The following is a 22,374-nucleotide window of genomic DNA, read 5'->3' as shown; positions in this document are numbered from 1 at the left end:
GGCTCCTCGTCAGCCCTTGTGCGGCCGCGGCATGTACCACTCGGTGAACTCGGTCGCGCGGCCGTCGTCGGCCAGGCGCAGCACCCACAGGTTCACGTAGTCGTTGCCGCGCGCCGGGTACACGGTGCGTCCTTGGATGAACGCGATGCCCGGTGCCTCGTGCAGGAGACGCCAGTCGAACGCCCACGTCCCCGGCTCGTCGAGGTCTTCGAGCCATCCGGCGACGATCGCATCGCGCCCGCGTCGAGGGGTCGCGTCGGGGGCTGTGAGGTAGACGGCGTCGTCGGTGAAGAGCGCCCCGATGTCGGCGGGGTCGTTCGTCTGCCACGCCTGCACGTATCCGGCGACCCATTCGGCTGCTGCGCTCGGCATGCCGCCATTCCATCGGGCGCGCGCCGCGGCGTCAAGCGAAGCGCGAGGATGTCTCGGGAGCGGCGGGGCCCGGGCGCGAGCCCGGAGACATCCGCTCGGCGACGTTTTGCGCGCGCAACCCGGTGACTGCAGCAATTCAGGAAGAAGCCGACCGGATGCGGCGTGTCGCGCCGCGACACGCCGCCTCGGCGGCGGTTCGTCCTGAATTGCGCGAGGGGGAAGAGGCGAGGGGATCAGCGCAGCACTTCGACGAGCACGATCCACGCGTGCACGATCGCGGAGGCGATCGCGACGATCGCGCCGAGACCGATGAGCCACAGGCCGGCCGACGCGGTCGCGGCATCGGGCCCACCCCCGCCCACGAGCACCGCGATCGCCCCCGCGAGGTAGACGACGACGGGCGCCGCGCCCGCGACGATCTTCGAGACGCGCTCGCGCGCGGTCACCGACCGTTCGCGATCGGCGAGGATCGTGCGGATCGCGTGCCCCTCGAAGCCTGCCGCAGCGAGTGCGACGACGAGCACGACGAGCCCGTAGACCCGGATGGGCTGGTCCGGGACGAGGCCGAACGCCGTCGCGGCGATCGCCGCAACGAGGGTCGCGAGCGTCGAGGCGACCCGGGCGGGCAGCGACTTGCTCGACGTGATCGTCTGGATGTTGACCGACATCGCGACGATCAGCAGGCCCGCGAGCGCGGCCGTCGCGCCCGCCATCGCGACGTTGAACTCCGACCATCCCTCGAGCAGCCCGTCCATGGCCGCATGCTACCGGCGCGAAGCGCCGCAGCACGAGGCATCCGACGCCCGTCCGTCACATGGCAGAGCGCGCATTCCGGCCGCCGTATGATGAAATCTCCCAACCCCACCCCATCCTGTGGAGACCACGTGAGCTTGATCGTGCAGAAATTCGGCGGTTCGTCCGTCGCCGACGCCGAGAGCATCAAGCGTGTCGCCAAGCGCATCGTCGAGACCCGCAAGGCGGGCAACGACGTCGTCGTCGCGGTGTCGGCGATGGGCGACACGACCGACGAGCTCATGGACCTCGCGAACGAGGTCACGCCCATCCAGGCGCCGCGCGAGCTCGACATGCTGTTGTCGGCCGGTGAGCGCATCTCGATGGCGCTCCTCGCGATGGCGATCAAGGGCATGGGGCACGAGGCGCGCAGCTTCACGGGCAGCCAGGCCGGCATGATCACGGATGCCACGCACGGCGCCGCACGCATCGTCGACGTCACTCCGGTGCGCCTCCGCGAAGCGCTCGACGAGGGCGCGATCGTCATCGTCGCGGGCTTCCAGGGCTTCAGCCGCGAGTCGCGCGACATCACGACGCTCGGCCGCGGCGGCAGCGACACGACGGCGGTCGCGCTCGCCGCGGCGCTCGACGCCGACGTGTGCGAGATCTACACCGACGTCGACGGCGTGTTCACGTCCGACCCGCGCGTCGTCAAGAAGGCGCGCAAGCTCGACAAGGTCACGAGCGAAGAGATGCTCGAACTCGCGGCCTCGGGCGCCAAGGTGCTGCACATCCGTGCCGTCGAGTACGCGCGCCGCCACGGCGTCACGCTCCACGTGCGTTCGTCGTTCAACAACAACGAGGGGACGATCGTCTACGACCCCTCGCGGCTTCCCGAAGGAGCAGCTGTGGAAGATTCCGTCATCGCCGGTGTCGCGGTCGATCTGAGCGAAGCGAAGATCACCGTCGTGGGCGTGCCCGACAAGCCCGGCGCAGCCGCCGCCATCTTCAAGACCGTCGCGCAGTCGAACGCGAACGTCGACATGATCGTGCAGAACGTGTCGGCCGCGACGACGGGCCTCACCGACATCTCGTTCACGCTGCCGAAGACCGACGGCGAGAAGGCCCTGCAGGCCCTCAACAGCGTGCAGACGCTCGTCGGGTTCGAGTCGCTGCAGTACGACGACCAGATCGGCAAGCTCTCGCTCGTCGGTGCGGCCATGCGCTCGGCGACGGGCGTCTCGGCGCGGCTCTTCGAGGCGCTCTTCGAGGCCGGCATCAACATCGAGATGATCTCGACGAGCGAGATCCGCATCTCGGTCGTGACGCGCGCCGACAGCGTCCACGCGGCGGCGCGCGCCGTGCACACGGCGTTCGACCTCGACGCCGAAGAAGACGCGGTCGTCCACGCGGGCACGGGTCGCTGAGCAGTCAGGATGTCTCGTCCGAGGCATCCGGGAATGGCCGACCCTCATCCGTGGTTTGTCGGACAAACGGCTGTTTGTCGGACGTATTCGCCCCAACGTGTCCGACATTGCCGCAGATGTCCGACAAACTGATTGGGCTGGGGGCGGGGGGCTGGGGGCGGGCTGGGGGGCTGGGCTGGGGCCGGATTGGGTGGGGTGGCTGGGCGCGAGCAGCACATGAGCAGCATGAGCTTGAGCAACACGCAACACGAACAAGTCTGAGGAGCAAGAGATGGTTGACGGAGTGAACATCGGAGTCGTCGGCGCGACCGGTCAGGTCGGCGCGGTCGTGCGCAAGCTGCTCGAGGAGCGCGCGTTCCCCGTGGCATCCATTCGCTACTTCGCCTCCGCGCGCTCGGCCGGCACGACCCTTCCGTGGAAGGGCGAGGACGTCGTCGTCGAAGACGCCGCGACCGCCGACCCCACGGGCCTCGACATCGCGATCTTCTCGGCAGGTGCGACGACGTCGAAGGCGCAGGCGCCCCGCTTCGCCGCGGCCGGCGTCACGGTCATCGACAACTCGTCGGGCTGGCGCATGGACCCCGAGGTGCCGCTCGTCGTCGCCGAGGTCAACCCGCACGCGATCGACGAGGCCGTGAAGGGCATCATCGCGAACCCCAACTGCACGACGATGGCCGCGATGCCCGTGCTGAAGCCCCTCGACACCGAGGCGGGCCTCGAGCGGCTCGTCATCTCGACCTACCAGGCCGTGTCGGGGGCGGGTCTCGCGGGCGGCGAAGAACTCTACGAGCAGGCGAAGGCCGCGCTCGAGCAGAACACCCTCGGCCTCGTGCACGACGGTCGGGCGGTCACGCTGCCCGAGCCCGAGAAGTTCCCGCGCCCGATCGCGTTCGACGTCATCCCGCTCGCGGGCTCGATCGTCGACGACGGCGACCTCGAGACCGACGAAGAGAAGAAGCTCCGCAACGAGAGCCGAAAGATCCTCGAACTGCCGGGCCTGCGGGTCGCGGGCACGTGCGTGCGCGTGCCGGTCTTCACGGGCCACTCCCTCTCGATCCACGCCGAGTTCGCGAACCCCATCACGCCCGAGCGCGCGACCGAGATCCTCGCGTCGGCGCCGGGCGTCGAGCTCAGCGACATCCCGACGCCCCTCCAGGCCGCCGGCCAGGACCCGAGCTACGTGGGCCGCATCCGTCAAGACCAGTCGGCGCCCGACGGCAAGGGCCTCGTGCTCTTCATCTCGAACGACAACCTGCGCAAGGGGGCGGCCCTCAACGCCGTGCAGATCGCCGAGCTCGTCGCGGCGAAGCTTCCCGCGAGCGTCTGAGACATCCTCTGCGCGAAAGCGCGAAAGCGCGAAAGCGCGAAAGCGCGAAAGCGCGAACGAACGGCCGGTCCCTTTGGGGGCCGGCCGTTCGCCGTCCCGGGCGCACCCGGCCAGTAGGCTCTGAACATGCCGGGTTCGGGGGAACCGCAGGGGCGGAGCGCCACGTTCGACCGCTCGGTCGTGCTCTCGCAACTGTTGTTCGGCGTCGTCCTCGTGGTCGTCGTGTTCACCCTTCAGCTCCTCGCCGCATCGCGGGTCACCCGGCCTGAGATCCTCGCGGGCGTCGCGCTCGCCTTCGTGACGACGGGCGTCACGGTCTTCGTGCCGTGGCATCGGCTGCCGCGTTCTCTCGTCATGATCGTGCCCGTGCTCGATATCGTCGCGGTCACGCTCGTGCGCGTGGGGGATCCGACTTCGGGCATCGGGCTCTTGTGGGTGTTCCCGACGATCTGGCTCGCGAGCTACTTCGGCCTCCGCGGGGCCGTGACGGCGATCGTGCTCACGAGCGGTGCCGTGTGGGGGTCCGAGATCGTGGCCGACCGCGAGTTCACGCCCGCGAGCATCGCGGCCGTCGTCCTGCTGCCGATCGCGCTCGTGTTCGTCGCGACGAGCGCGTACCTCACGAGCCGGCGCGCGAGGGCGCAGCGCGTGCTGCTGCGCGCGCAGACGCGGCAGCTCGAACGGGCGCTGCGGCGGGCGAACCGGCAGGAGGCGCTCCTCGCCGACGTGCTCGACGCCGTCGACTTCGGCGTCATCCGGCAGGGCCGCGACGGCAGCGGTGCGATCATGAACCGCTCGTACGCGCGCCTGTACGGGCTCGACGTCGGCGACCCGGATTCGGCACGCGACGGCGTCGCCTTCGGCGAGGACCGTGCGACGCCGCTTCTCGCCGAGGCGCTGCCGTTCAACCGGGCTGCCGCGGGGGAGGAGTTCGACGACGTCGTGACGTGGGTGCCCGACGGGTCGGGCGGCCTCCGGGCGCTCGCGGTGACGTCGAGGCGCCTCCACGACGAGGACGGCGAGGTCGACGGAAGCGTCACCGTCGCACGCGACGTGACCGCCGAACTCCGCGCGGTGCGCGCGCGCGATGACCTCGTCGCCTCGGTGTCGCACGAGCTCCGCACGCCGATGACGTCGGTGCTCGGCTACGTCGACCTCTCGCTCGAAGACCCCGCACTGCCCGACGGCGTGCGGCGGAACCTCCAGATCATGGAACGGAACGGCGAACGCATGCTCGACCTCATCGGGGCGATCCTCCAGGGGGCGAAGCAGACGGGCGGCCCCGAACCGCTCCGCCGCGAGGACGTCGACCTCGGGGAGATCGTCGTCGAGGCGGTCGAGGCGCTGCGTCCGAGATCGGACGAGCGAGGCATCCGCGTCGTCGTGACGGCCGCCGAGCACGTGCGCGCCGAGGTCGACGGATTCCGCATCCGGCAGGTCGTCGACAACCTGCTCTCGAACGCGATCAAGTACAACCGCGACGGCGGCGAGGTCGCGATCGGGGCGACCTCCGACGGGTCGACGGCGTGGATCGTCGTGCGCGACACGGGCATCGGCATCCCCGAGACCGAACTGCCGCGCGTCTTCGACCGGTTCTACCGCGCCGACGGCGTCCGGCAGGGCACCGAGCACGGCAGCGGGCTCGGGCTCGGCATCACGCGCGAGATCGTCGAGCGGCACGGCGGAACGATCGAGATAGACAGCGAACCGGGGTCGGGCACGACGGTCGTCGTGCGGCTGCCGGTCGCGGGAGCGGTCGGCGAGGAAGGGGCGGATGTCTCGTGACCCTCGATCTCGCGACCATCCAACTCGCGCTCAACACCGTCGGGATCACGGCGGGCGTCGTCTTCATCCTCGACACACTGCTGCGGCGGCCCGACGCGGCCGGGCGCATCTGGACGGTCGCGTTCATGGCGGGCATCCTCGCGTCGATCGCGAACGAGATCTGGGTCGCCCTGCCCGGCGCGTGGTGGGCGGTCGTCGTCGCCGACGCGGGCATCGTCATGACGGTCGGACTGCTGTGGTCGGGCGCGCGCGCGTTCAACGGCCGCCGCGATCTCGTGTGGGTCCCGGCGCTCGGCGCCGCCGCGACGGCGATCGCGGTGCTCGCCGCTGGCCCGGCGGGGGGCGCATGGGCGGGCGGCGCCGTGCTCCTCGGACTCGTCGTCGTGTTCGCCGTGCTCGGCGCGCTCGAGACGCTGCGGGCGCCCATGCGCGAGAGCTGGGCGGCGCGAGGGCTCACGGCGGTCTTCGCGGTCGTCGCGGTGTTCACGACCGCCCGGCTCACAGTGTTCGTCATCGGCGGCCCCGACGACCCGTGGTTCACGACGTACTTCTCGAGCGAGGCGACGGCGCTCGTGTTCATCGCCCTCATCGTGCTCGCGGTGTCGTGCCTGCTCATCCTGCAGGCCGAGCGGCTGCCGCGGAGCGGCGGTCGCGGTACGTTCGCGTCGCTCTTCACGCCCGAGGGGGTGCTGACGGAGGCCGCGTTCCGGGTGGTCGCGGGGGACCGGCTCGAACGGGCGGACTTCCACGACGAGCAGCTCGTCGTCGCGCGTGTGCGGCTCGACGAGCTCGACGCGATCACGACGGCGTTCGGCCGGTCGGCGGCCGACGAGATCGTCGCGCGCTTCATCGTGGGTGTGCGCCGGTACGCTCCGGCGGATGCCGCGATCGGCGCGCCTTCGCCGGGGGAGCTCGTCGTCGTCGCGGGCTTCGTGCGCCTCGAGGAGGCGCGCCGTGCCGCCGAAGCGATGCAGGCCGGGTTGCGGGATCGTCCGATCGATCAGGCTCAGGGCCTCAGGATGTCGGCGAGCATCGGCCTCGCCGGCACCGACGAGCACGGGTACGACCTGGCGACACTGCTCGCGGCCGCGGGGCGCGCGGCCGAGGGCGCGCGGGCGGCAGGCGGCGACGCGGTCGAGATCGCGTCGGGCGAGTGAGCGGTGAGAACGGCGAGCGGATGCCTCGTGCCGGGCCCTACTCGGCCGGCGCGAGCCCGATCATGAGCACGTCGACGGCGGTCTGCTTCGCGTAGTCGGTCGAGTCGGGCGCTGACTGCTGGAGCAGTTCGAAGTGCATCGACAGCTCGATGCTCGTCGCGGCGGCGTCGACGGGCGGCAGGGTGAAGGTCTGGCTGAAGCTGTACGGGTCGAGGATGAGATAGCCGGGGGAGACGCTCGCGGAGTCGACGAGATACTCGAACCCGGGCAGCTGCTCGCCGTTCGCGTCGCGCACGACGGGTTCTGCGGAGACCCGCGAGAGGTAGAGCTTCTGCCCGTCGGCAGGTTCGATGGTGCCGTGCAGCGCGAAGCTCAGCGGCTTCGCCGCGTCGGGCGTCCACTGATCCATCGGCAGCGTCGACCAGTAGTCGATCGTGAGGGTGACGGCCCCCGCTTGCACCGTGCGGGTGAGGGAGCCTGCGGCGAGGTCGTTCTGCACCGGCGGGGTGGTCGTCGTGCGGGTGGGCGTCGGGGTGGTGGTCGCGTTCGGGCCGAGCCACGGGGCATCCGAACAGCCCGCGAGCAACGCGGATGTCGCGATCGCGACGATCGCGAGGGCGAACCGGATGTCTCGGCGGCGCCCGCCGGATCGCTCGTGCCGCACGCGATTCCTTCCGCTCGGCGACGCCCGGCCCCCCGAACGCCGAATCCTGAGGAGATCTTGAGGCGACGCTATCGCATCCCAAGGCCGACATGAGGCTCGCTCGGGAAGGATCGACGCAGCGGCCGGGTCCGCAGCGGACGACCCGAATCCGAACCCTGCACCAAGGACCCGGCCGCGACCCGAACCCCTGGAGCCCTGCCTTGCCCGAGACCCCCTCGCCCTCGACCGCCGCACCCGCCGCCTCGCGCTACGCCGACGACTTCCTCGCGGTCGTTCAGACGCTGCCCGAATCGCGCGCGACGATCGGCTGCGTCGTGCCGGCGTACAACGAGGAGGAGTCGATCGGCCAGGTGCTCGAGGCGCTCCTCGCCCAGACCCGTCTGCCCGACGTCATCCACGTCGTCGTCAACAACACGACCGACCGCACGGTCGAGCGCGCCGCCCGCTTCGCGGGCCTCCACACGGTCACCGACGAGCACGGCGGCGAGCGGTTCACCGAGGTGTTCGTGCACGACATCGGCGAGAACCCCGACAAGAAGGTCGGCGCGCTGAACTACGGCTACACGCTCGTCGAGGGCCTCGACTACCTCCTCGGCGTCGACGGCGACACGGTCGCCGACCCCCGCGCGGTCGAGTTCCTCGAGGCCGAGATCGCGTCCGACAGCCGTATCGGCGGCATCTCGGCGATCTACTCGATCGACGACCGGCCGTTCACGGGCGTCGTCGCGCCGTTCCTCATCGCCGGCCAGCGCGCCCAGTTCGCCGCGTTCAACATGCAGAACATGCTGCGCGGACGCAACATGGCCGTGCTCGGCGGCCAGTACTCGATCTTCGCGACGCGAGCGCTCCGCGACGCCATGGCGGCCAACCGCCAGACGACGCCGTGGGTGAAGGACAGCGAGGTCGAGGACTCCCTGCTCTCGCTCCAGATCAAGAGCGCCGGATACCTCACGAAGATCTCTGCGCGCGCCCGTGCCGACGTCGGCGGCATGACGACCCTGAACGGGCTCGACGCCCAGCAGGTCAAGTGGAACTACGGCGCGATCGAGCTCATGTGGCCGGGTCAGCGCGGCGACACGAAGGGCCAGCCCTTCCACCCGAACCTCCGCCTGCGCTGGTTCGAGAACCTCTCGATGGCCGTCAACGCGCTCACGCGCGTGCTCTTCCTCGTGCTCCTCGCGGGCTCGCTGTCGATCGACGCGTTCGTGTTCAGCCCGATCTGGCTCGTGCCGCCCGTCGTCGCGGTGCTCCTGAACCTGCGGACGGCGCTCTCGATGCAGAACCGGAACTGGCGAGACATCCTCTTCGCCGTGCTCATCTTGCCCGCCGAGGTCTACATGTGGATCCGACTCGGGCACTTCGTGCGCGCGTGGACCAAGTTCGCGAGCCGCAAGCAGGTCGACAACTGGGCGGCCCAGGCCAAGGCCGAGCGCGGCGGCGGCCATGCCTACCTCGCGCCCGTGCTCGTCGCGCTCGCCGCCGTCGTCGCCATGGTCGCGATCTGGTTCCAGCTGACCCCGGTCGTGCAGTCGTCGATCCTGTGGATCGGGTGGCCCGTGCTCGGCGTCATCACGGTGCTGCAGACCCTCGGGATGTTCGGCAAGCTCGTGCGCCGCCACCACGGCTACCGGGTCTGATCCCGTTCAGCCTTCGTCGGCCGTCAGCCGATAGCCGACGCCGCGCACGGTCTCGATCCACTGCGGCTGCGTCGCGGACTCGCCGAGTTTGCGTCGGAGGTTCGCCATGTGCACTTCGACGGCGCGCTTGTCGGCGTCGCTCACGTAGTACGACGTGACGTAGCTCTCTCCGCGGAGCGCGAGCGCGAGATCGGCCTTGCTGCGCACGCGTCGCCGGGTCGTCATGAGCAGGTTCAGCAGCTCGAACTCGCTGCGCGTGAGCTCGATCTCGTCGCCGTCGAGGGTGACGAGATGCATCTCGGGGTGCAGGCGGAGGCCGCGGTGCTCGAGCCAGCCGTCGGTTTCGTTCGGCTCGGCAGGTGACGACTCCGTGGCTGCGTCGGCCGTCGCGAGGACCTCCGCGGTCTCGTCGTCGACGTCACGGGTCGCGGTGGCGTCGACGCCCCGGTCGTATCGCGCGGCAGGGATCGGCACCGAGGCATCCGCTCGCCTCTCGCGCGCGCGGCGCCGCAGCATCGCATCGATCCGCGCCCGGAGCTCGCGCGGTCGGAACGGCTTCAGCAGGTAGTCGTCGGCGCCCGACTCGAGGCCCATGAGGGTGTCGATCTCGTCCCCGCGCGCCGTCAGCATGATGAGGTACGTGTCGCTGATCGCGCGGATGCGCTTCGCGGCTTCGAAGCCGTCGATCCCCGGCATGCTGACGTCGAGCGTCGTCACGGTCGGACGGTGCGCCCGCACCAGTTCGACGCCTTCGAGCCCGTTCGCCGCACTGTGCGTCTCGAAGCCGCCCTGTGCCAGCACCTCCGCGAGCAATCGGCGGATGTCGGCGTCGTCCTCGATGACGACCGCCACACGGTGTTCGTCCGCCCCCATTGCCACCCCTCCGGCTGTTCCCCTGCGTCCAGTCTGGCCGAATCAGCCCGCGTTGCGCACGAGTTCGACGGCTTGTCTCGGCCACCACTCGCCCGCGGGCGGGCCGCCGTTGCACTCGCCGTCGCTCTCCCCGGGCGGCTTCACCCACAGCACGCCGTCGAGCACGTCGTCGCCCTCGATCGCGTGCGGGTCCTCGCCGATCGCCCGCCCCGGCACGTTGCACCACGCGCCGTCGCCCGGAGGTCCGTTGCCGTTCCGAGAGACGTCGACGACGGCGTGGGCTCCGTCGATGCCGTGCGCGTCGCGGAGCGCGGTCGCGACCGCTGCGGCGTAGGTTCGCTCAGCCTCCGTCGTCTGGGTGTTCGACACGTTCGTCGCGAAGCCGCGCGCGCCCGCGACGCCCGCATCGGCGAGGAGCGTCGCCATGCGGTCGGCGGGCAGCCACGCCGAGTGCCCGCCGTCGAGGTAGAGGATCGCGCCCGTGCCGTCGAAGCGTGCGAGGGCGTCGGCGACGAGAGCGACCCGCCCGTCGGGGTCGGGGCACTCGGGTGCGAGCGCGAGCGCGTCGGGTTCGAGCACGACGACCGCGGCGCGCTGGCCGAGCGCTGCGGCGATCTCGTCGACCCACGCAAGGTACTCGCGTGGCGGCAACCCGCCCGCCGAGTGGTTGCCGCAGTCCCGGTCGGTGATGCCGTACACGGCGAAGACGGGCAGCGCGTTCCTGGTCGTCGCGGCCGCCACGACGGCGGCGACCGTCTCGCCGGCGCGGCCCGCGGGGTCGCGCTCGGGGGTCAGCCAGATCGCCGTCGCGCGTGCGGCGAGCACAGTTGCGGCATCGCGCTCGGCGGCGGTCTCGCCGTCGAGCGCTGCGCGCGCCGCCAACGAGTCGGGGTCGACGTAGAGCGCGCGCTGCGCGAGCGGGCCGCCGCCGCCGCGGCCGCCCCACAGCGTCCACGCGATGACCGCGAGCCCTGCGACGATCACGACCGCGGCGACGATCGCGACGACCGTGCGGCGGGTGCGCCGCCGCCCGACCTGAGTGCTCGCCTCGCTCACCGGCCCTCCCCGCTTCGCAGTCTAGGAGGGCGAGGCCCGGCGCCGCGCGTCAGCCCTGCGGCACCGCCGCGACGACGTCGATCTCGACGAGGATGTTCGCGAGCCGCGAGCCGACGGTCGTGCGCACGGGGTACGGCTCGGTGAAGAATTCGGCGTAGGCCTCGTTGTACTCGGCGAAGTCGGCGAGATCCTCGAGGTGCGCCGTGACCTTCACGACGTCGTCGAACGTCAGGCCGTACTCGGCGAGCACGGCGCCGACGTTGCGCAGCACCTGGCGGGTCTGCTCCTTCGCACCGCCCTCGACGACGAGCCCGGTCGCCGGATCCTGCGGCCCGAAGCCCGCCGTGAAGAGGAACCCGTTGGCGACGACGCCGTGGCTGTACGGGCCTGCGGGCTTCGGGGCGTTGGGGAGGGTGACGGCGGTCTTCGGCATGGGGTGCTCCTGCTCTGATCGGTTGCGGGTGGGTGGGTGGTCGAGGGGCTCAGCCGAGTTCGCGCGAGATCGCCTGTGCGGCCTCGCGCATGCTCGGAAGCAAGGATCGCAGGGCGTGGAGGTCTGCGACCATGCGGATCGCGGTGACCGAGATCGCGCCGACGACGCCGACGCTCGACGCGATGGGGACGGCGAGGCAGTTGACGAACGGCTCGAATTCGCGGTCGTCGGTCGCGTACCCGCGGGCCTTCACGATCGCGAGCTCGCGGTCGAAGCGCTCGCGCGTCGTGATGGTCGTGTCGGTGAACCGCTCCCACGTCGCGTCGGCGAGGATCGCATCGCGCGACCCGCGGTCGAGGTCGGCGAGGATCGCCTTGCCGACGGCCGAGCAGTGGGGGATGACGGCCTTGCCGATGCGCGAGTACATGCGCCCGCCGGACTCGTCTTCGGCCTTGTCGACGTACACGATCGAGCGGTCCATGAGGGCCGCGAGGTGCACGGTGTTCCCCGTGCGACGGTGCAGGCGGCGCACGTGCTCGCCGCCGACGTCGCGAAGGTCGAGCGAGTCGAGCGCCTCCTTCGCGAGCGCAGCGAGGCGCGTGCCGAGCGCGTAGCGCCCGGTCGGGCGGCGGCGCACCCAGCCCACCTGCTCGAGCGACTGCAGCTCGCGGAACATCGTCGAGCGGTGCAGTCCGAACTCCTCGGCGAGCTCTGAGACGGTCGGCGGCGCCGCCGCGACGCGGTCGACGATGCGCGCGGCGCGCTCGACCGACTGCGACATCAGGCGGCCCCGGTCTGCGAGGTGGTGCGAACCGCGCGGCGGATGCCCCGGCCGGGCGTCTTCCCCGTGAGCGCGCCGTCCGCGAGCACCCGGACCCCCGCGACGAGCACGTCGTCGATGCCTTCGCCCAGGCCGAGGGGCGCGTCGTAGGTCGCGCCGTCGCGCACCCGGCCGGGGTCGGCGAGGACGAGGTCGGCGATCTCCCCGACGCGCACGCGCCCGCGCTCGCCGAGTGCGAATCGGTCGACGGCGCGCGTGGAGACGAGGGCCGCGAAGCCTGCGAGGTCGAGCACGCCGTGCCGCCGCACGAGTTCGGCGAAGTAGCGCGGGAACGACCCGCGCGCCCGCGGATGCGGGTGTCTGCCCACGAAGATGCCGTCGGAGCCGCCCGTCGCCGCGGGCTGCGAGAGGATCTGCGCCAGGTCGTCGTCGGTGCGGCGGTACCGCACCGCCATGACGACGTTGACCTCGAGGCGGCTCGCGACGAGCACGTCGAGTGCGAACTCGGCGGGGGAGCGTCCGGCGCGGGCGGATGCCGCGGCGATCGTGAGCCCGTGCGCCCAGCCGTACTCGGCCGCGGCGATGTGGCCGAACGTCAGCATGCCGGGCCAGTCGGGCCCGAGGCTCGGGTAGTCGACGATCGAGGGGAACCACTCGGCGAGCAGACGCGCGCGCTCTCCGGGGTCGACGAGCAGCGCGAGAGCTTCGTCGACGGGTCGCACGGTGATCGCCGGCGGCAGGATCGGCATCGCGAGGAGCGAGCAGCCGCGCGCGTACGGGTAGGCGTCGAACGTCGCATCGATGCCGGACGCCTCGAGCTCGTCGAGAAGCCCGAGCACGAGGTGCGGCTCCGCGTGGAAGTGCGACACGTGGATCGGCGCGCCCGAGACGCGCGAGATCTCGGCGAGCTCGGCGATGCCCGCGGCCGACCCCGTTTCGTATCCGCCGCGCATGTGCGACACGAAGACCCCGCCGGCCTCTGCGAGGGGCCGGGCGAGGGCGGCGAGCTCGGCCGTCGACGCGAAGATGCCCGGCACGTAGTCGAGCCCCGTCGAGAGGCCGACCGCGCCCGCGGCGAGCCCGTCGGCCACGAGCGCCGTCATGGCCGCGAGGTCGGCGGGCGAGGGGGCATCCGTCGACCTCCCCATGACCTCGAAGCGCACCGTGCCCGCGGGCACCAGTGCCGCGACATTGAGCGGCGTCGCGTCGTCGTATGCCGCGAGGAGCGCGCCGATGCCGCCGCCGGCATATGCGGGGTTCGCGCCGTCGATCGCCGCGAAGTACTCGGTCGCATACGCGCCGTCGCCGGGGGCGTAGCCGACGCCGTCTTGGCCCGCGATCACGGTCGTGACGCCCTGTCGCAGGAGCGCGAGCTGCACGTCGGGATCGAAGACCCGCCCGCCCGCGTGGGAGTGCGCGTCCACGAGTCCCGGCAGGAGCACGCGGCCGGCGGCGTCGGTGACGGATGTTTCGGTGCCGGCCTGTGCGGTGAGCGAGCCGGGCTCGCCGATCGCCGCGATGCGGTCGTCCGCGACGAGCACGTCGCGCGGGCCGTCGGACACGCCGTCGCCGTCGGCGAGGAGTGCGTTCGCGATCAGCACGGTCGAGGTCGTCGTCACGCGGGCCGCCTCAGAAGAACGTCCGCACGAGGCCGACGACGGTGTCGTCGCCGTCGCCCGCGATGACGGGCAGCAGACGTCGCTTGTCGAACGCCGTGCACGGGTGCGAGAGGCCGAGCGCGACGACGTCGCCGATCTCGAGGGCGAGCGCCGCGCCCGATGGCGCGCTCTCGCGGACGCGGACGAACGCGTGCTGGTCGTTGAGGGCGGTGACGGATGCCTCGGTGAGCGGTGTGCCGGGAGCGCTCGTCAGCCTCGCTTGCTCGGTCGTATGGAGCGGCACGGGCAGGCCCTCGTCGTACGGGAAGTCGCGCTTGCCGCCATCGAGGAGGGCGAGCCCCGGCTCGGGGTGCGACACGACGCGCGCGTACCCCCGCATGGCCGCGACGAGTTCGCCGCCCAGCGGCGAGATGCCGCGGTAGAAGCCATCGTCGTGCACGAGCGAGGCGCCCGAGCGCAGCACGAAGCGGCTCGAGTCATCCGCCGTTCTTCCGGCCGCAGCCTCGATCGCCGGCGCGAACGCCTCGGCGACGACGTCGAGGTACGCGCTGCCGCCCGCCGTGAGCATGAGCTCGCCGTCGTGCCCCGCGCGGATCCGTTCGAAGAGCGCGACCATGCGGTCGAGGTAGTCGCGCACGGCGGCCAGCGCGCCGGGTGAGCGATCGTGCCCGAGGCTGCCCTCGTAGCCGGCGACGCCCCCGAGGCGCAGGACGGGAGAGGCATGGATGCGCCGTGCGACGTCGAGCGCCGCGTCGTCGGATCGCGCGCCCGTGCGCCCGCCGGGGGCGCCGAGCTCGACGAGCACGTCGATCGGGCGGGGGAGAACGGCGCCGGATGTCTCGAGTCCGCGCTCCATCGCCTCGACGGTCTCGATCGAATCGGCCCAGCACCAGAACGAGAAGCCCTCGTCGGCGAGCTCGCCTGCGAGCCACGCGAGCGCGTGCGGGGCGACGAGCGCGTTCGCGAGCTGGATCGAGCTCGCGCCGAACCCGCGCGCGATGCGCACCTGACCCGGCGTCGCGAGCGTCAGACCCGTTGCGCCGCGGGCGAGTTGGAACTCCCACAGCTCGGGCGCCATCGTCGTCTTGCCGTGCGGCATGAGCTCGAGGCCGTGCGCCGTCGCCCACGCCTGGATCGCATCGGCGTTCCGCGCGAGCGCGCTGCCGTCGAGCACCGTGAGCGGCGTCCAGAACTCGTCGAGGGTCGGCGACGTCGCGAGGAACTCGCGAACCGTGAGCCCCGCCGCCCGAGCCGGAACGCCCTGATCGGCGAGCGACAGCTCGAGATCGCCGAGGGCTGCGAGTGCGGCGGTATCGAGTCGCGCGGCGGTGGCTCGAGGCATCCGGAGTCCTTTCGAGACGATCCGAGAACGGGGTGTTTCCCAGCCTAGGGGCCGGTCGGAACGGCCATCGAACCGCGGGCTACGTACGTAGTCACCGCAGATTCCACAGGTTTGATCACGAATCGAAAACGTTGTTTCTCAATAGTTCCATTTCTGTTAGGTTCGCTTCCAGTTACGCCGGCACCAACCCTGCATCACAGCGGCGTCACTGCACTTTCCACGCAATGAAGCACTGAAAGGAACGACGGAACGATGATTCGAACCAAGCGCTCCGTGGCGGTCGCCCTGGCCGCCGGAGCGGCTGCAGTCACGCTGGCCTTCTCCGGCTGCGCTCCCTCGAACGGCGGTGACAGCGCGGACTCCGCCCCGGTGCTCCGCGTCTGGGCCGGCAGCCAGACCCCCATCACGGCGAACTTCAACCCCTTCGCGCCGACGGTGCTCCACGCCGCCCTCGGCCCGATCTACGAGACCCTCGCCTACTTCAACAAGACGGCCGACGAGGCGCCCACGGGCCTCCTCGCCGACTCGTACGAGTACAACGAAGACGGCACCGAGATCACCGTCCACCTCAAGGACGGCGTGAAGTGGAACGACGGCGAGGCCTTCACGGCCGACGACGTCGTGTTCACGTTCAACTACGAGGCCAACGGCTACGCCGACAAGGGCCTCGTGAGCGCCGAGGCGACCGACGACACGACCGTCGTCCTCACCTTCTCGTCGCCGCAGTTCACGAACGAGTTCTCGATCCTCGGCTCGACCTGGATCCTCCCCGAGCACGTCTGGAGCAAGGTCGACGACTTCCTGACCTTCACCGACGAGGCCCCGGTCGGCACCGGCCCCTACAAGGTCGACACGGTCAACGAGCAGTCCTACACGATCGTCGCGAACGAGAACTACCGCGAAGAGGGCAAGCCCGCGATCAAGAAGGTCCAGTACGTCGGCCTCGACGCGAACCAGTCGGCGCAAGACCTGCTGACCGCAGGCAAGCTCGACTGGACCGGCATGTTCGTCCCGAACCCCGACGACGTGACGTCGAACGGCATCATCTCGACGATCAACACGCCGCAGGACCCGACCGTGCTGTACACCTGCGCGAACGCCGACCTCGGCTGCGTCGGCGAGCAGACCGACGTCGCCGTCCGCCAGGCGCTCAACGTCGCGATCGACCGCGGCACGATCAAGGAGAAGGCCTTCGTCGGCCTCACCGGTGAGATCTCGCCGACGTTCGCGCTCCTCCCGCGCGACGAGAAGTGGGTCGCCGACTCGGCGAACTCGGTCAGCCCGCAGTCGGCCGACGCCGCCGCAGCCGGTGCGATCCTCGAGGCCGCCGGCTACACCAAGGGCGCCGACGGCTTCTACGGCAAGGACGGCGCGCCGATCGAGCTCGACCTCATCTCGGTCGACGGTTGGACCGACTACAACGACGCCGCGAAGCTCATCTCGGAAGAGGCCGCTGAGGCCGGCATCAAGGTGAACGCGTCGACCGTGCAGTGGCAGGAGTTCTCGGACGCCCGCCAGACCGGCAACTTCGAGCTCATCGTCGGCGGCGTCATCGGCACCTCGGTCGCCGACCCGTTCCAGATCTACAAGGACTGGTTCGCCGGGTCTTCGACGGTCAAGGTCGGCGAGCAGCTCGCCCCGGAACGTGGAACTTCACGCGCTACTCGAACCCGATCGTCGACGAGGCCGTCGCGGCCGCTGCGGCGACCAACGACGAGGCCGCCAAGAAGGCCGCGTACGCCACCATCCAGACCGAGATCGTGCGCGACCTGCCGTACATCCCCGTCGTGATCAACGCCACGCAGACCTTCTTCAACTCGAAGGACTACGCGGGCTGGCCGACCGAAGACGACCTGTACGCCTTCCCGCCCGCCTGGGGCGCGTCGGCCGCGGGCGTCATCCTGGCCAACCTCACCCCGGTCAAGTAACACCGGCGTCGCCGGAGCCCAGCCGAGTTCGAAGAGGAAATCGAGCAGCACCATGAAGTTCTACGCACGACGGATCGCGTTCTATCTCGTGACCCTGTGGGCGGCCATCTCGCTCAACTTCCTCCTCCCCAGGCTCATGCCCGGAAACCCCGCCGATATCTTCATCGCGAAGATGCAGCAACGCGGCGAGGTCACTCCGACCATGGTCCGGAACATCCACCTCATGCTGGGCTCCGGCGACGACGAGCCCGTCTGGAATCAGTACATCGAGTACTGGGGCCGGATGCTCCACGGAGATCTCGGGATCTCCGTGACGAACTATCCGGCCCCGGTCACCGAACTCATCGCGGGCGCGCTGCCGTGGACGATCGTCCTCGTCGGGCTCGCGACGGTGATCTCCTTCATCCTCGGCGTCGGCATCGGCGCCGTGGCGGGCTGGCGTCGAGGCACGTGGGTCGACCACCTCGTGCCCTCGACGACGGTCCTGCAGTCCATCCCCTACTTCTGGCTCGCGCTCATCCTCGTCGCGACCTTCTCGGTCGCGCTGCAATGGTTCCCGATCGTGGGCGGCTACGACGTGTTCGCTTTCCCCGGCGGACCCGAGTGGAGCTGGACGTTCTTCGGGGACGCGATCTATCACGGCATCCTCCCGGCCCTCACGATCGTGCTGAGCTCGGTGGGCGGATGGCTCCTCGGCATGCGGAACATGATGGTCTCGACCCTCAGCGAGGACTACATCGTGACCGCGGAAGCCAAGGGCCTCCGCCCCCGGCGCATCCTCACCACCTATGCGTCGCGCAACGCCGCGATCCCCTCGATCGCCGGATTCTCCATCACCCTGGGATTCGTCGTCGCGGGCTCGATCGTCATGGAGCGCGTCTTCAGCTATCCCGGCATCGGAAAGCTCATGTTCCAGGCGGTCACGAACAACGACTTCGCGCTCATGCAGGGCATCTTCCTCGTGATCACGCTGACGGTGCTCGCCGCCAACTTCCTCATGGATCTCGTCTACGGATTCATCGACCCGAGGGCTCGTCACAATGTCTGAACGTCTCGCCGTCGACGGCGCATCGACGGATGCCTCGCACGACCCCGTCGCCGAGGTCGACGCCTCGGGGGTGCCCACGGGATACGTGAGCGCCGCCGCCGTCGCCCAGGCCGAAACCACAGCACGGCCCGCACCCCGCGGCATCCGCCAGTTCCTTCCTCGGATGTCGGCCAAGCTCGGAACCGGCCTCGGCCTCGTCGTCGCCATCGTGCTCTTCGGCATCGTCGCGCCGCTGTTCTCGCAAGACCCGCGAGACAGCGACAACCCCGTCCTCGCGCCTCCCGGTGCCGACCACTGGTTCGGCACCACCAAGCTCGGGTACGACGTCTTCGCGCAACTCGCGCACGGCACGGCCGGCTCCCTGCAAGTGGGCTTCACAGCAGGCCTCATCGCCCTCGTGCTCTCGATCGTCTTCGGCATCGTTGCGGGCTACGCGGGCGGTTGGACCGACGAGATCCTCTCGCTCTTCACGAACGTCATGCTCGTGATCCCCGGCCTCCCGCTCGCGATGGTCATCGCCAACTACGTCGACTCCCGCGAGTGGTGGCTCGTCGCCCTCGTGCTCGGCATCACCGGATGGGCCGGCTCGGCGGTCGTCCTGCGGGCGCAGTCCAGATCGCTCCGCACCCGCGACTACGTCGCCGCATCCCGCGTCGCGGGCGAGAAGACCGGTCGCGTCATCGCGGTGGAGATCCTCCCGAACCTCCTCCCGCTCCTCGCCGCACAGTTCCTCTTCGCGATCATCTTCGCGGTGCTCGGCGAGGCCGGCCTCTCCTACCTCGGCCTCGGACCGACCGACTCGATCACGTGGGGCACGATCCTGAACGACGCGCAGAGCGGTCAGGCGCTCGGCCAGAAGGCGTGGTGGTGGTACGTGCCGCCGGGGCTCATGATCGCGCTCCTCGGTGCGGGCCTGTCCCTCATCAACTTCTCGATCGACGAGATCATCAACCCCAAGCTGCGCCTCGCCCCCAGAACGCGCGCAGCGTGCGCAAGGCGCGAAGCGCGGGCCGCGGCATCGCGGGCGCCGAAGGGAGCGCAGCATGAGCCCGAACCCGGCAGCACGGAGCCACCTGCCCGAGCCCGTCCTCACGGCCACGAACGTGTCGATCGAGTACGAGGTCGAGCCGCCCGTGAAGGCCGTGCGCGACGTGTCGATCACCCTCCACCGCGGCGAGATCCTGGGCCTTGCGGGCGAGTCGGGCTGCGGCAAGACGACCCTCGCCTACGGCCTCAACCGGCTGCTCAAGGCGCCCGCGCTCATGACGAGCGGCGAGGTCGTGTTCCACGACCGCGACGGCCACGACATCGATGTCGTCGGCCTCTCCGCCGAAGGCCTCAGGGCATTCCGCTGGGACAAGATCTCGATGGTCTTCCAGGGCGCGATGAACTCGCTCAACCCCGTCATCAGCATCAAGGCGCAGCTCTTCGACGTGCTCACGACCCATCGCCCGGGCATGGGCAAGAAGGCGAAGCTCGCTCGCGCGCAAGAGCTCCTCGAACTCGTGGGCGTCGACCCGAAACGCCTCACGAGCTTCCCGCACGAACTGTCGGGGGGCATGCGCCAGCGCGTCATGATCGCGATGGCGCTCGCGCTCGACCCGCAGGTCATGATCATGGACGAGCCGACCACGGCGCTCGACGTCGTCGTGCAGCGCGGCATCATCAAAGAGATCATGCGCCTGCGCGAACGCCTCGGCTTCGCGGTCGTGTTCATCACCCACGACCTTCCGCTCCTCATCGAGATCAGCGACCGCATCGCGGTCATGCTCCAGGGCGAGATCGTCGAGGAGGGAACGGCCGAAGAGGTCTACCGCACCCCGAAGCACGAGTACACGAAGAAGCTCCTCTCGAGCTTCCCGAGCCTTCGCGGCGAACGCGGCGACTTCGTGCGCACGGGCGTCCAGGCGCAGGCACCCGAGGAGATCGCATCATGAGCGAGCACGACGCATCCGCGAGCCGCACGGGCACCCTCGAGGTGCGCGAGGTCGAGAAAGACTACCGACTGCGCGCCGGCCTCAGATTCTCGACCCTGCACGCGGTCAAGGGCGTCTCGTTCACGCTCGAGCCGGGCAAGACGATCGCCCTCGTGGGCGAGAGCGGCAGCGGCAAGTCGACGATTGCGAAGATGCTCCTGAAGCTCGAGACCCCCACACGCGGCGAGATCCTGCTCGACGGCAAGCCGACGGGGCGGCGCGGGAAGTCGCTCGCGGCCTACCGCGGTGACGTGCAGATGGTCTTCCAAGACCCGTTCGCATCGCTCAACCCGTTCCACACGATCGGGCACCACATCGAGCGGCCGATCCGCATCCACCACCCCGAGCTCTCGAACGACGAGGTGCGGGCCCGTGTGCTGCAGCTCCTCGAGCGCGTGCGGCTCTCGCCGGCCGAACGGTTCGCCGAGCGGCGTCCGCACGAGCTGTCGGGCGGTCAGCGCCAGCGCGTCGCGATCGCGCGGGCGCTCGCGCCGGGCGCGCGGTTCATCATCGCCGACGAGCCCGTGTCGATGCTCGACGTGTCGATCCGTCTGGGGGTGCTCAACCTACTGGCCGAACTCCAGCGGGAGGAGCAGCTCGGCGTGCTGTACATCACGCACGACCTCGCGACGGCGCGCCACTTCTCCGACGAGATCCTCGTGCTCTACCGCGGCGAGGTCGTCGAGCGGGGAGCGTCCGACGAGGTCATCCTGAACCCGCAGCACGCCTACACGAAGCGTCTGCTCGATGCCGCGGCCGACCCCGACCGGCTCGGGCAGCTCCGCGACGAGGTGCGCAGCGAGGCGTGAGCGGCGGGCCGCGGCTGCCCGAACCTCGAATCGGGGACGCGCGCCTCAGTTCAGGAAACATTCTTTTCAGATAGAGTGACGGAAGACCCGAGCGGGAGAGGAGAGCAGTGAGCCAGATCGACCCCGGTACCCCCACGTGGCTGCGTACCCACAACGACCGCACGGCCTTCCGGCTCCTGCTCGAGCACGGTCCGCTCACGCGCACGCAGCTCGGCGAACTGTCGGGCATGTCCAAGCCGACCGCGGCGCAGATGATCTCGCGTCTCGAACGCGTCGACCTCATCCACGCGGTGGGCGAGGTGTCGGGCGGCCGTGGCCCGAACGCCGTGAGCTACGGCGTTCGCACAGATCGAATCGTGGGCGTCGCCGTCAGCATCCTGGCCGACGGCAGTCATGCGGTCGTCGTCGATGCGGCCGACGCCGAGCACCCGATCGTCGCGGTGCCGCACGAGCCGTCGGGCCGCACGCCCGAAGACGACGTCCGTCGCGCGGTCCGCGCCGCGAGCGAGGCTGCGGGCGTCGACCCGGCGAACGTCAGCCACGTCGTCGTGGGCGTGCAGGCGGCGGTCTTCGCCGAACGCGACGCGCTCTCGCTCACCGACACGCTGCCGGGGTGGCCTGCGACGGGCGCCCGCGGGCGCATCGAGGAGGCGCTCGGACTGCAGGTCGTCCTCGAGAACGACGTCAACCTCGCGGCGATCGCCGAGCGGGCGGTCGGCATCGCGGCGGATGTCTCGAGCTTCGCCGAATTCTGGATCGGCGACGGTCTCGGCGTCGCCCTCGACTTCGACGGCGTCGTGCACCGCGGCGCCTCGGGCGGCGCGGGCGAGATCGGCTACCTCGAGGCATCCCGGAGCGCCATCCGGCTCGTGCCCGAGGCGCGCGACTTCACCGATCTGCTCGGCGGCCCCGTGGTCGCCGACCTGCTCGGGGCGCGCGACGGCGAAGGCCTCGCCGACGTGCTGCCGAGGCTCGCGGGCGACGAGGCGGCCCTCGACGCGATCGCCGAACGGGTGGCGATCACGATCGGGCCGGTGGTCGCGGTCGTCGACCCGGCCCTCGTCGTGCTGGCCGGGCCGACGTCGCTCGCGGGCGGCGAAGCACTCGCGGCCCGCGTCGCGGAGCGCATCGACCGGTCGGCGCATCCGACGCTCGCGGTCCGCGTGTCGGGCACGGGCGATCAACCCGTGCTGCTCGGGGCGCGCCGACTGCTCGTCGATCGCATCCGAGATCTCCTCGAGGCCGACATCACGACGGCCGCCTGACCCGCGCGCCACGCTCCATCCTGCGCGATCGCACGAGTGCCGACGAGGCATCCGATGTCGAAGCGTGCCCGCACGACCTGCACTCCCCGCACGACCTGCACTCCCTGCACGACCTTCCCTGCACGACCTGCTCCACCGCACGG

At 70.5% G+C, this 22,374-nt stretch carries 20 protein-coding genes and 1 pseudogene; 12 read left to right on the top strand and 9 right to left on the bottom strand.

Annotation, left to right across the window (positions count from 1 at the left end):
• Positions 1-9: 9 nt before the first annotated feature.
• Together ET445_RS16785 and ET445_RS16780 are read right to left on the bottom strand one after the other, a co-directional pair.
• Positions 10-372: a YybH family protein gene (locus ET445_RS16785; protein ID WP_129192289.1), complete on the bottom strand. Its 363-nt coding sequence runs from the start codon at positions 370-372 to the stop codon at positions 10-12.
• Between the two features lie 233 nt (positions 373-605).
• Positions 606-1,127 carry a hypothetical protein gene (locus ET445_RS16780; protein WP_129192288.1) on the bottom strand — a complete coding sequence of 174 codons (522 nt, stop codon included), beginning with the start codon at positions 1,125-1,127 and terminating at the stop codon, positions 606-608.
• A gap of 129 nt (positions 1,128-1,256) precedes the next feature.
• Here ET445_RS16780 and ET445_RS16775 point away from each other — a divergent pair, with 129 nt between their 5' ends.
• The 4 genes from ET445_RS16775 (at position 1,257) to ET445_RS16760 (ending at position 6,800) form a co-directional block, all read left to right on the top strand.
• Positions 1,257-2,531, top strand: coding sequence for an aspartate kinase (locus ET445_RS16775; RefSeq protein WP_129192287.1), 1,275 nt, complete (start codon positions 1,257-1,259; stop codon positions 2,529-2,531).
• 271 nt (positions 2,532-2,802) lie between these two features.
• Complete coding sequence (locus ET445_RS16770; protein WP_129192286.1) at positions 2,803-3,858, top strand: aspartate-semialdehyde dehydrogenase; 1,056 nt, start codon at positions 2,803-2,805, stop codon at positions 3,856-3,858.
• Positions 3,859-3,984: 126 nt separating this feature from the next.
• Entirely contained in the window at positions 3,985-5,643 is a 1,659-nt protein-coding gene (locus tag ET445_RS16765) for a sensor histidine kinase (protein WP_129192285.1), read from the top strand.
• Entirely contained in the window at positions 5,640-6,800 is a 1,161-nt protein-coding gene (locus tag ET445_RS16760) for a GGDEF domain-containing protein (protein WP_129192284.1), read from the top strand. The genes ET445_RS16765 and ET445_RS16760 overlap by 4 nt, the downstream gene beginning before the upstream one ends.
• Positions 6,801-6,837: 37 nt before the next feature.
• Here the strand turns inward: ET445_RS16760 and ET445_RS16755 are convergent, their stop codons facing one another.
• On the bottom strand, positions 6,838-7,464 hold the full coding sequence (locus tag ET445_RS16755) for a hypothetical protein (RefSeq protein WP_243695253.1): 627 nt from the start codon (positions 7,462-7,464) through the stop codon (positions 6,838-6,840).
• An 89-nt stretch (positions 7,465-7,553) separates the two neighbouring features.
• On the opposite strand from ET445_RS16755, the gene ET445_RS16750 reads away from it, so the two are divergent.
• Complete coding sequence (locus ET445_RS16750) at positions 7,554-9,101, top strand: glycosyltransferase family 2 protein (RefSeq protein ID WP_129192283.1); 1,548 nt, start codon at positions 7,554-7,556, stop codon at positions 9,099-9,101.
• 6 nt (positions 9,102-9,107) lie between these two features.
• Here ET445_RS16750 and ET445_RS16745 read toward each other — a convergent pair whose 3' ends face one another.
• The 6 genes from ET445_RS16745 to ET445_RS16720 are packed head-to-tail and all read right to left on the bottom strand — an operon-like array spanning position 9,108 to position 15,205.
• Entirely contained in the window at positions 9,108-9,974 is an 867-nt protein-coding gene (locus ET445_RS16745) for a response regulator transcription factor (RefSeq protein ID WP_129192282.1), read from the bottom strand.
• A gap of 42 nt (positions 9,975-10,016) precedes the next feature.
• The gene (locus ET445_RS16740) at positions 10,017-11,030 is read right to left on the bottom strand and encodes a glycoside hydrolase family 6 protein (protein WP_129192281.1); all 1,014 of its coding nucleotides are present in this window, start codon (positions 11,028-11,030) and stop codon (positions 10,017-10,019) included.
• 49 nt (positions 11,031-11,079) lie between these two features.
• Complete coding sequence (locus ET445_RS16735) at positions 11,080-11,463, bottom strand: RidA family protein (protein WP_129192280.1); 384 nt, start codon at positions 11,461-11,463, stop codon at positions 11,080-11,082.
• Positions 11,464-11,512: 49 nt separating this feature from the next.
• The gene (locus ET445_RS16730; RefSeq protein WP_129192279.1) at positions 11,513-12,244 is read right to left on the bottom strand and encodes an IclR family transcriptional regulator; all 732 of its coding nucleotides are present in this window, start codon (positions 12,242-12,244) and stop codon (positions 11,513-11,515) included.
• Entirely contained in the window at positions 12,244-13,863 is a 1,620-nt protein-coding gene (locus ET445_RS16725; RefSeq protein ID WP_129192278.1) for an N-acyl-D-amino-acid deacylase family protein, read from the bottom strand. The genes ET445_RS16730 and ET445_RS16725 overlap by 1 nt, the downstream gene beginning before the upstream one ends.
• Positions 13,864-13,873: 10 nt before the next feature.
• Entirely contained in the window at positions 13,874-15,205 is a 1,332-nt protein-coding gene (locus ET445_RS16720; protein WP_129192277.1) for a type III PLP-dependent enzyme domain-containing protein, read from the bottom strand.
• A 252-nt stretch (positions 15,206-15,457) separates the two neighbouring features.
• Here ET445_RS16720 and ET445_RS16715 point away from each other — a divergent pair, with 252 nt between their 5' ends.
• The 7 genes and pseudogenes from ET445_RS16715 (at position 15,458) to ET445_RS16690 (ending at position 22,231) form a co-directional block, all read left to right on the top strand.
• Positions 15,458-16,996: an ABC transporter substrate-binding protein gene (locus ET445_RS16715; protein ID WP_243695251.1), complete on the top strand. Its 1,539-nt coding sequence runs from the start codon at positions 15,458-15,460 to the stop codon at positions 16,994-16,996.
• Complete coding sequence (locus ET445_RS18190) at positions 16,966-17,133, top strand: hypothetical protein (protein WP_243695250.1); 168 nt, start codon at positions 16,966-16,968, stop codon at positions 17,131-17,133. Before ET445_RS16715 ends, ET445_RS18190 begins: the two co-directional genes overlap by 31 nt.
• A gap of 52 nt (positions 17,134-17,185) precedes the next feature.
• Positions 17,186-18,181: an ABC transporter permease gene (locus ET445_RS16710; protein WP_129192276.1), complete on the top strand. Its 996-nt coding sequence runs from the start codon at positions 17,186-17,188 to the stop codon at positions 18,179-18,181.
• Positions 18,174-19,085: pseudogene (locus ET445_RS16705) on the top strand (ABC transporter permease); the annotation flags it as partial. The gene ET445_RS16710 and the pseudogene ET445_RS16705, both read left to right, overlap by 8 nt.
• A gap of 139 nt (positions 19,086-19,224) precedes the next feature.
• Positions 19,225-20,118 carry an ABC transporter ATP-binding protein gene (locus ET445_RS16700; protein ID WP_129192275.1) on the top strand — a complete coding sequence of 298 codons (894 nt, stop codon included), beginning with the start codon at positions 19,225-19,227 and terminating at the stop codon, positions 20,116-20,118.
• Positions 20,115-20,966, top strand: a complete 852-nt coding sequence (locus tag ET445_RS16695; protein ID WP_129192627.1) for an ABC transporter ATP-binding protein — start codon at positions 20,115-20,117, stop codon at positions 20,964-20,966. Before ET445_RS16700 ends, ET445_RS16695 begins: the two co-directional genes overlap by 4 nt.
• A 107-nt stretch (positions 20,967-21,073) precedes the next feature.
• Positions 21,074-22,231, top strand: a complete 1,158-nt coding sequence (locus ET445_RS16690) for an ROK family transcriptional regulator (RefSeq protein ID WP_129192274.1) — start codon at positions 21,074-21,076, stop codon at positions 22,229-22,231.
• Positions 22,232-22,374 lie beyond the last annotated feature (143 nt).

The organism is Agromyces protaetiae, from assembly GCF_004135405.1.
Classification (GTDB): domain Bacteria; phylum Actinomycetota; class Actinomycetes; order Actinomycetales; family Microbacteriaceae; genus Agromyces; species Agromyces protaetiae.
Note: the sequence above shows the minus strand (reverse complement) of the source record. Positions and strands in the feature narration are given on the sequence as shown.

Excerpts from the sequence above, each read along its gene's own strand:
- ET445_RS16785 (WP_129192289.1), bottom strand. The coding sequence starts at position 372 with ATGCCGAGCGCAGCAGCCGAATGGGTCGCCGGATACGTGCAGGCGTGG.
- ET445_RS16780 (WP_129192288.1), bottom strand. The coding sequence starts at position 1,127 with ATGGACGGGCTGCTCGAGGGATGGTCGGAGTTCAACGTCGCGATGGCG.
- ET445_RS16770 (WP_129192286.1), top strand. The coding sequence starts at position 2,803 with ATGGTTGACGGAGTGAACATCGGAGTCGTCGGCGCGACCGGTCAGGTC.
- ET445_RS16765 (WP_129192285.1), top strand. The coding sequence starts at position 3,985 with ATGCCGGGTTCGGGGGAACCGCAGGGGCGGAGCGCCACGTTCGACCGC.
- ET445_RS16750 (WP_129192283.1), top strand. The coding sequence starts at position 7,554 with ATGAGGCTCGCTCGGGAAGGATCGACGCAGCGGCCGGGTCCGCAGCGG.
- ET445_RS16745 (WP_129192282.1), bottom strand. The coding sequence starts at position 9,974 with ATGGGGGCGGACGAACACCGTGTGGCGGTCGTCATCGAGGACGACGCC.
- ET445_RS16735 (WP_129192280.1), bottom strand. The coding sequence starts at position 11,463 with ATGCCGAAGACCGCCGTCACCCTCCCCAACGCCCCGAAGCCCGCAGGC.
- ET445_RS16730 (WP_129192279.1), bottom strand. The coding sequence starts at position 12,244 with ATGTCGCAGTCGGTCGAGCGCGCCGCGCGCATCGTCGACCGCGTCGCG.
- ET445_RS16720 (WP_129192277.1), bottom strand. The coding sequence starts at position 15,205 with ATGCCTCGAGCCACCGCCGCGCGACTCGATACCGCCGCACTCGCAGCC.
- ET445_RS16715 (WP_243695251.1), top strand. The coding sequence starts at position 15,458 with ATGATTCGAACCAAGCGCTCCGTGGCGGTCGCCCTGGCCGCCGGAGCG.
- ET445_RS16710 (WP_129192276.1), top strand. The coding sequence starts at position 17,186 with ATGAAGTTCTACGCACGACGGATCGCGTTCTATCTCGTGACCCTGTGG.
- ET445_RS16700 (WP_129192275.1), top strand. The coding sequence starts at position 19,225 with ATGAGCCCGAACCCGGCAGCACGGAGCCACCTGCCCGAGCCCGTCCTC.
- ET445_RS16695 (WP_129192627.1), top strand. The coding sequence starts at position 20,115 with ATGAGCGAGCACGACGCATCCGCGAGCCGCACGGGCACCCTCGAGGTG.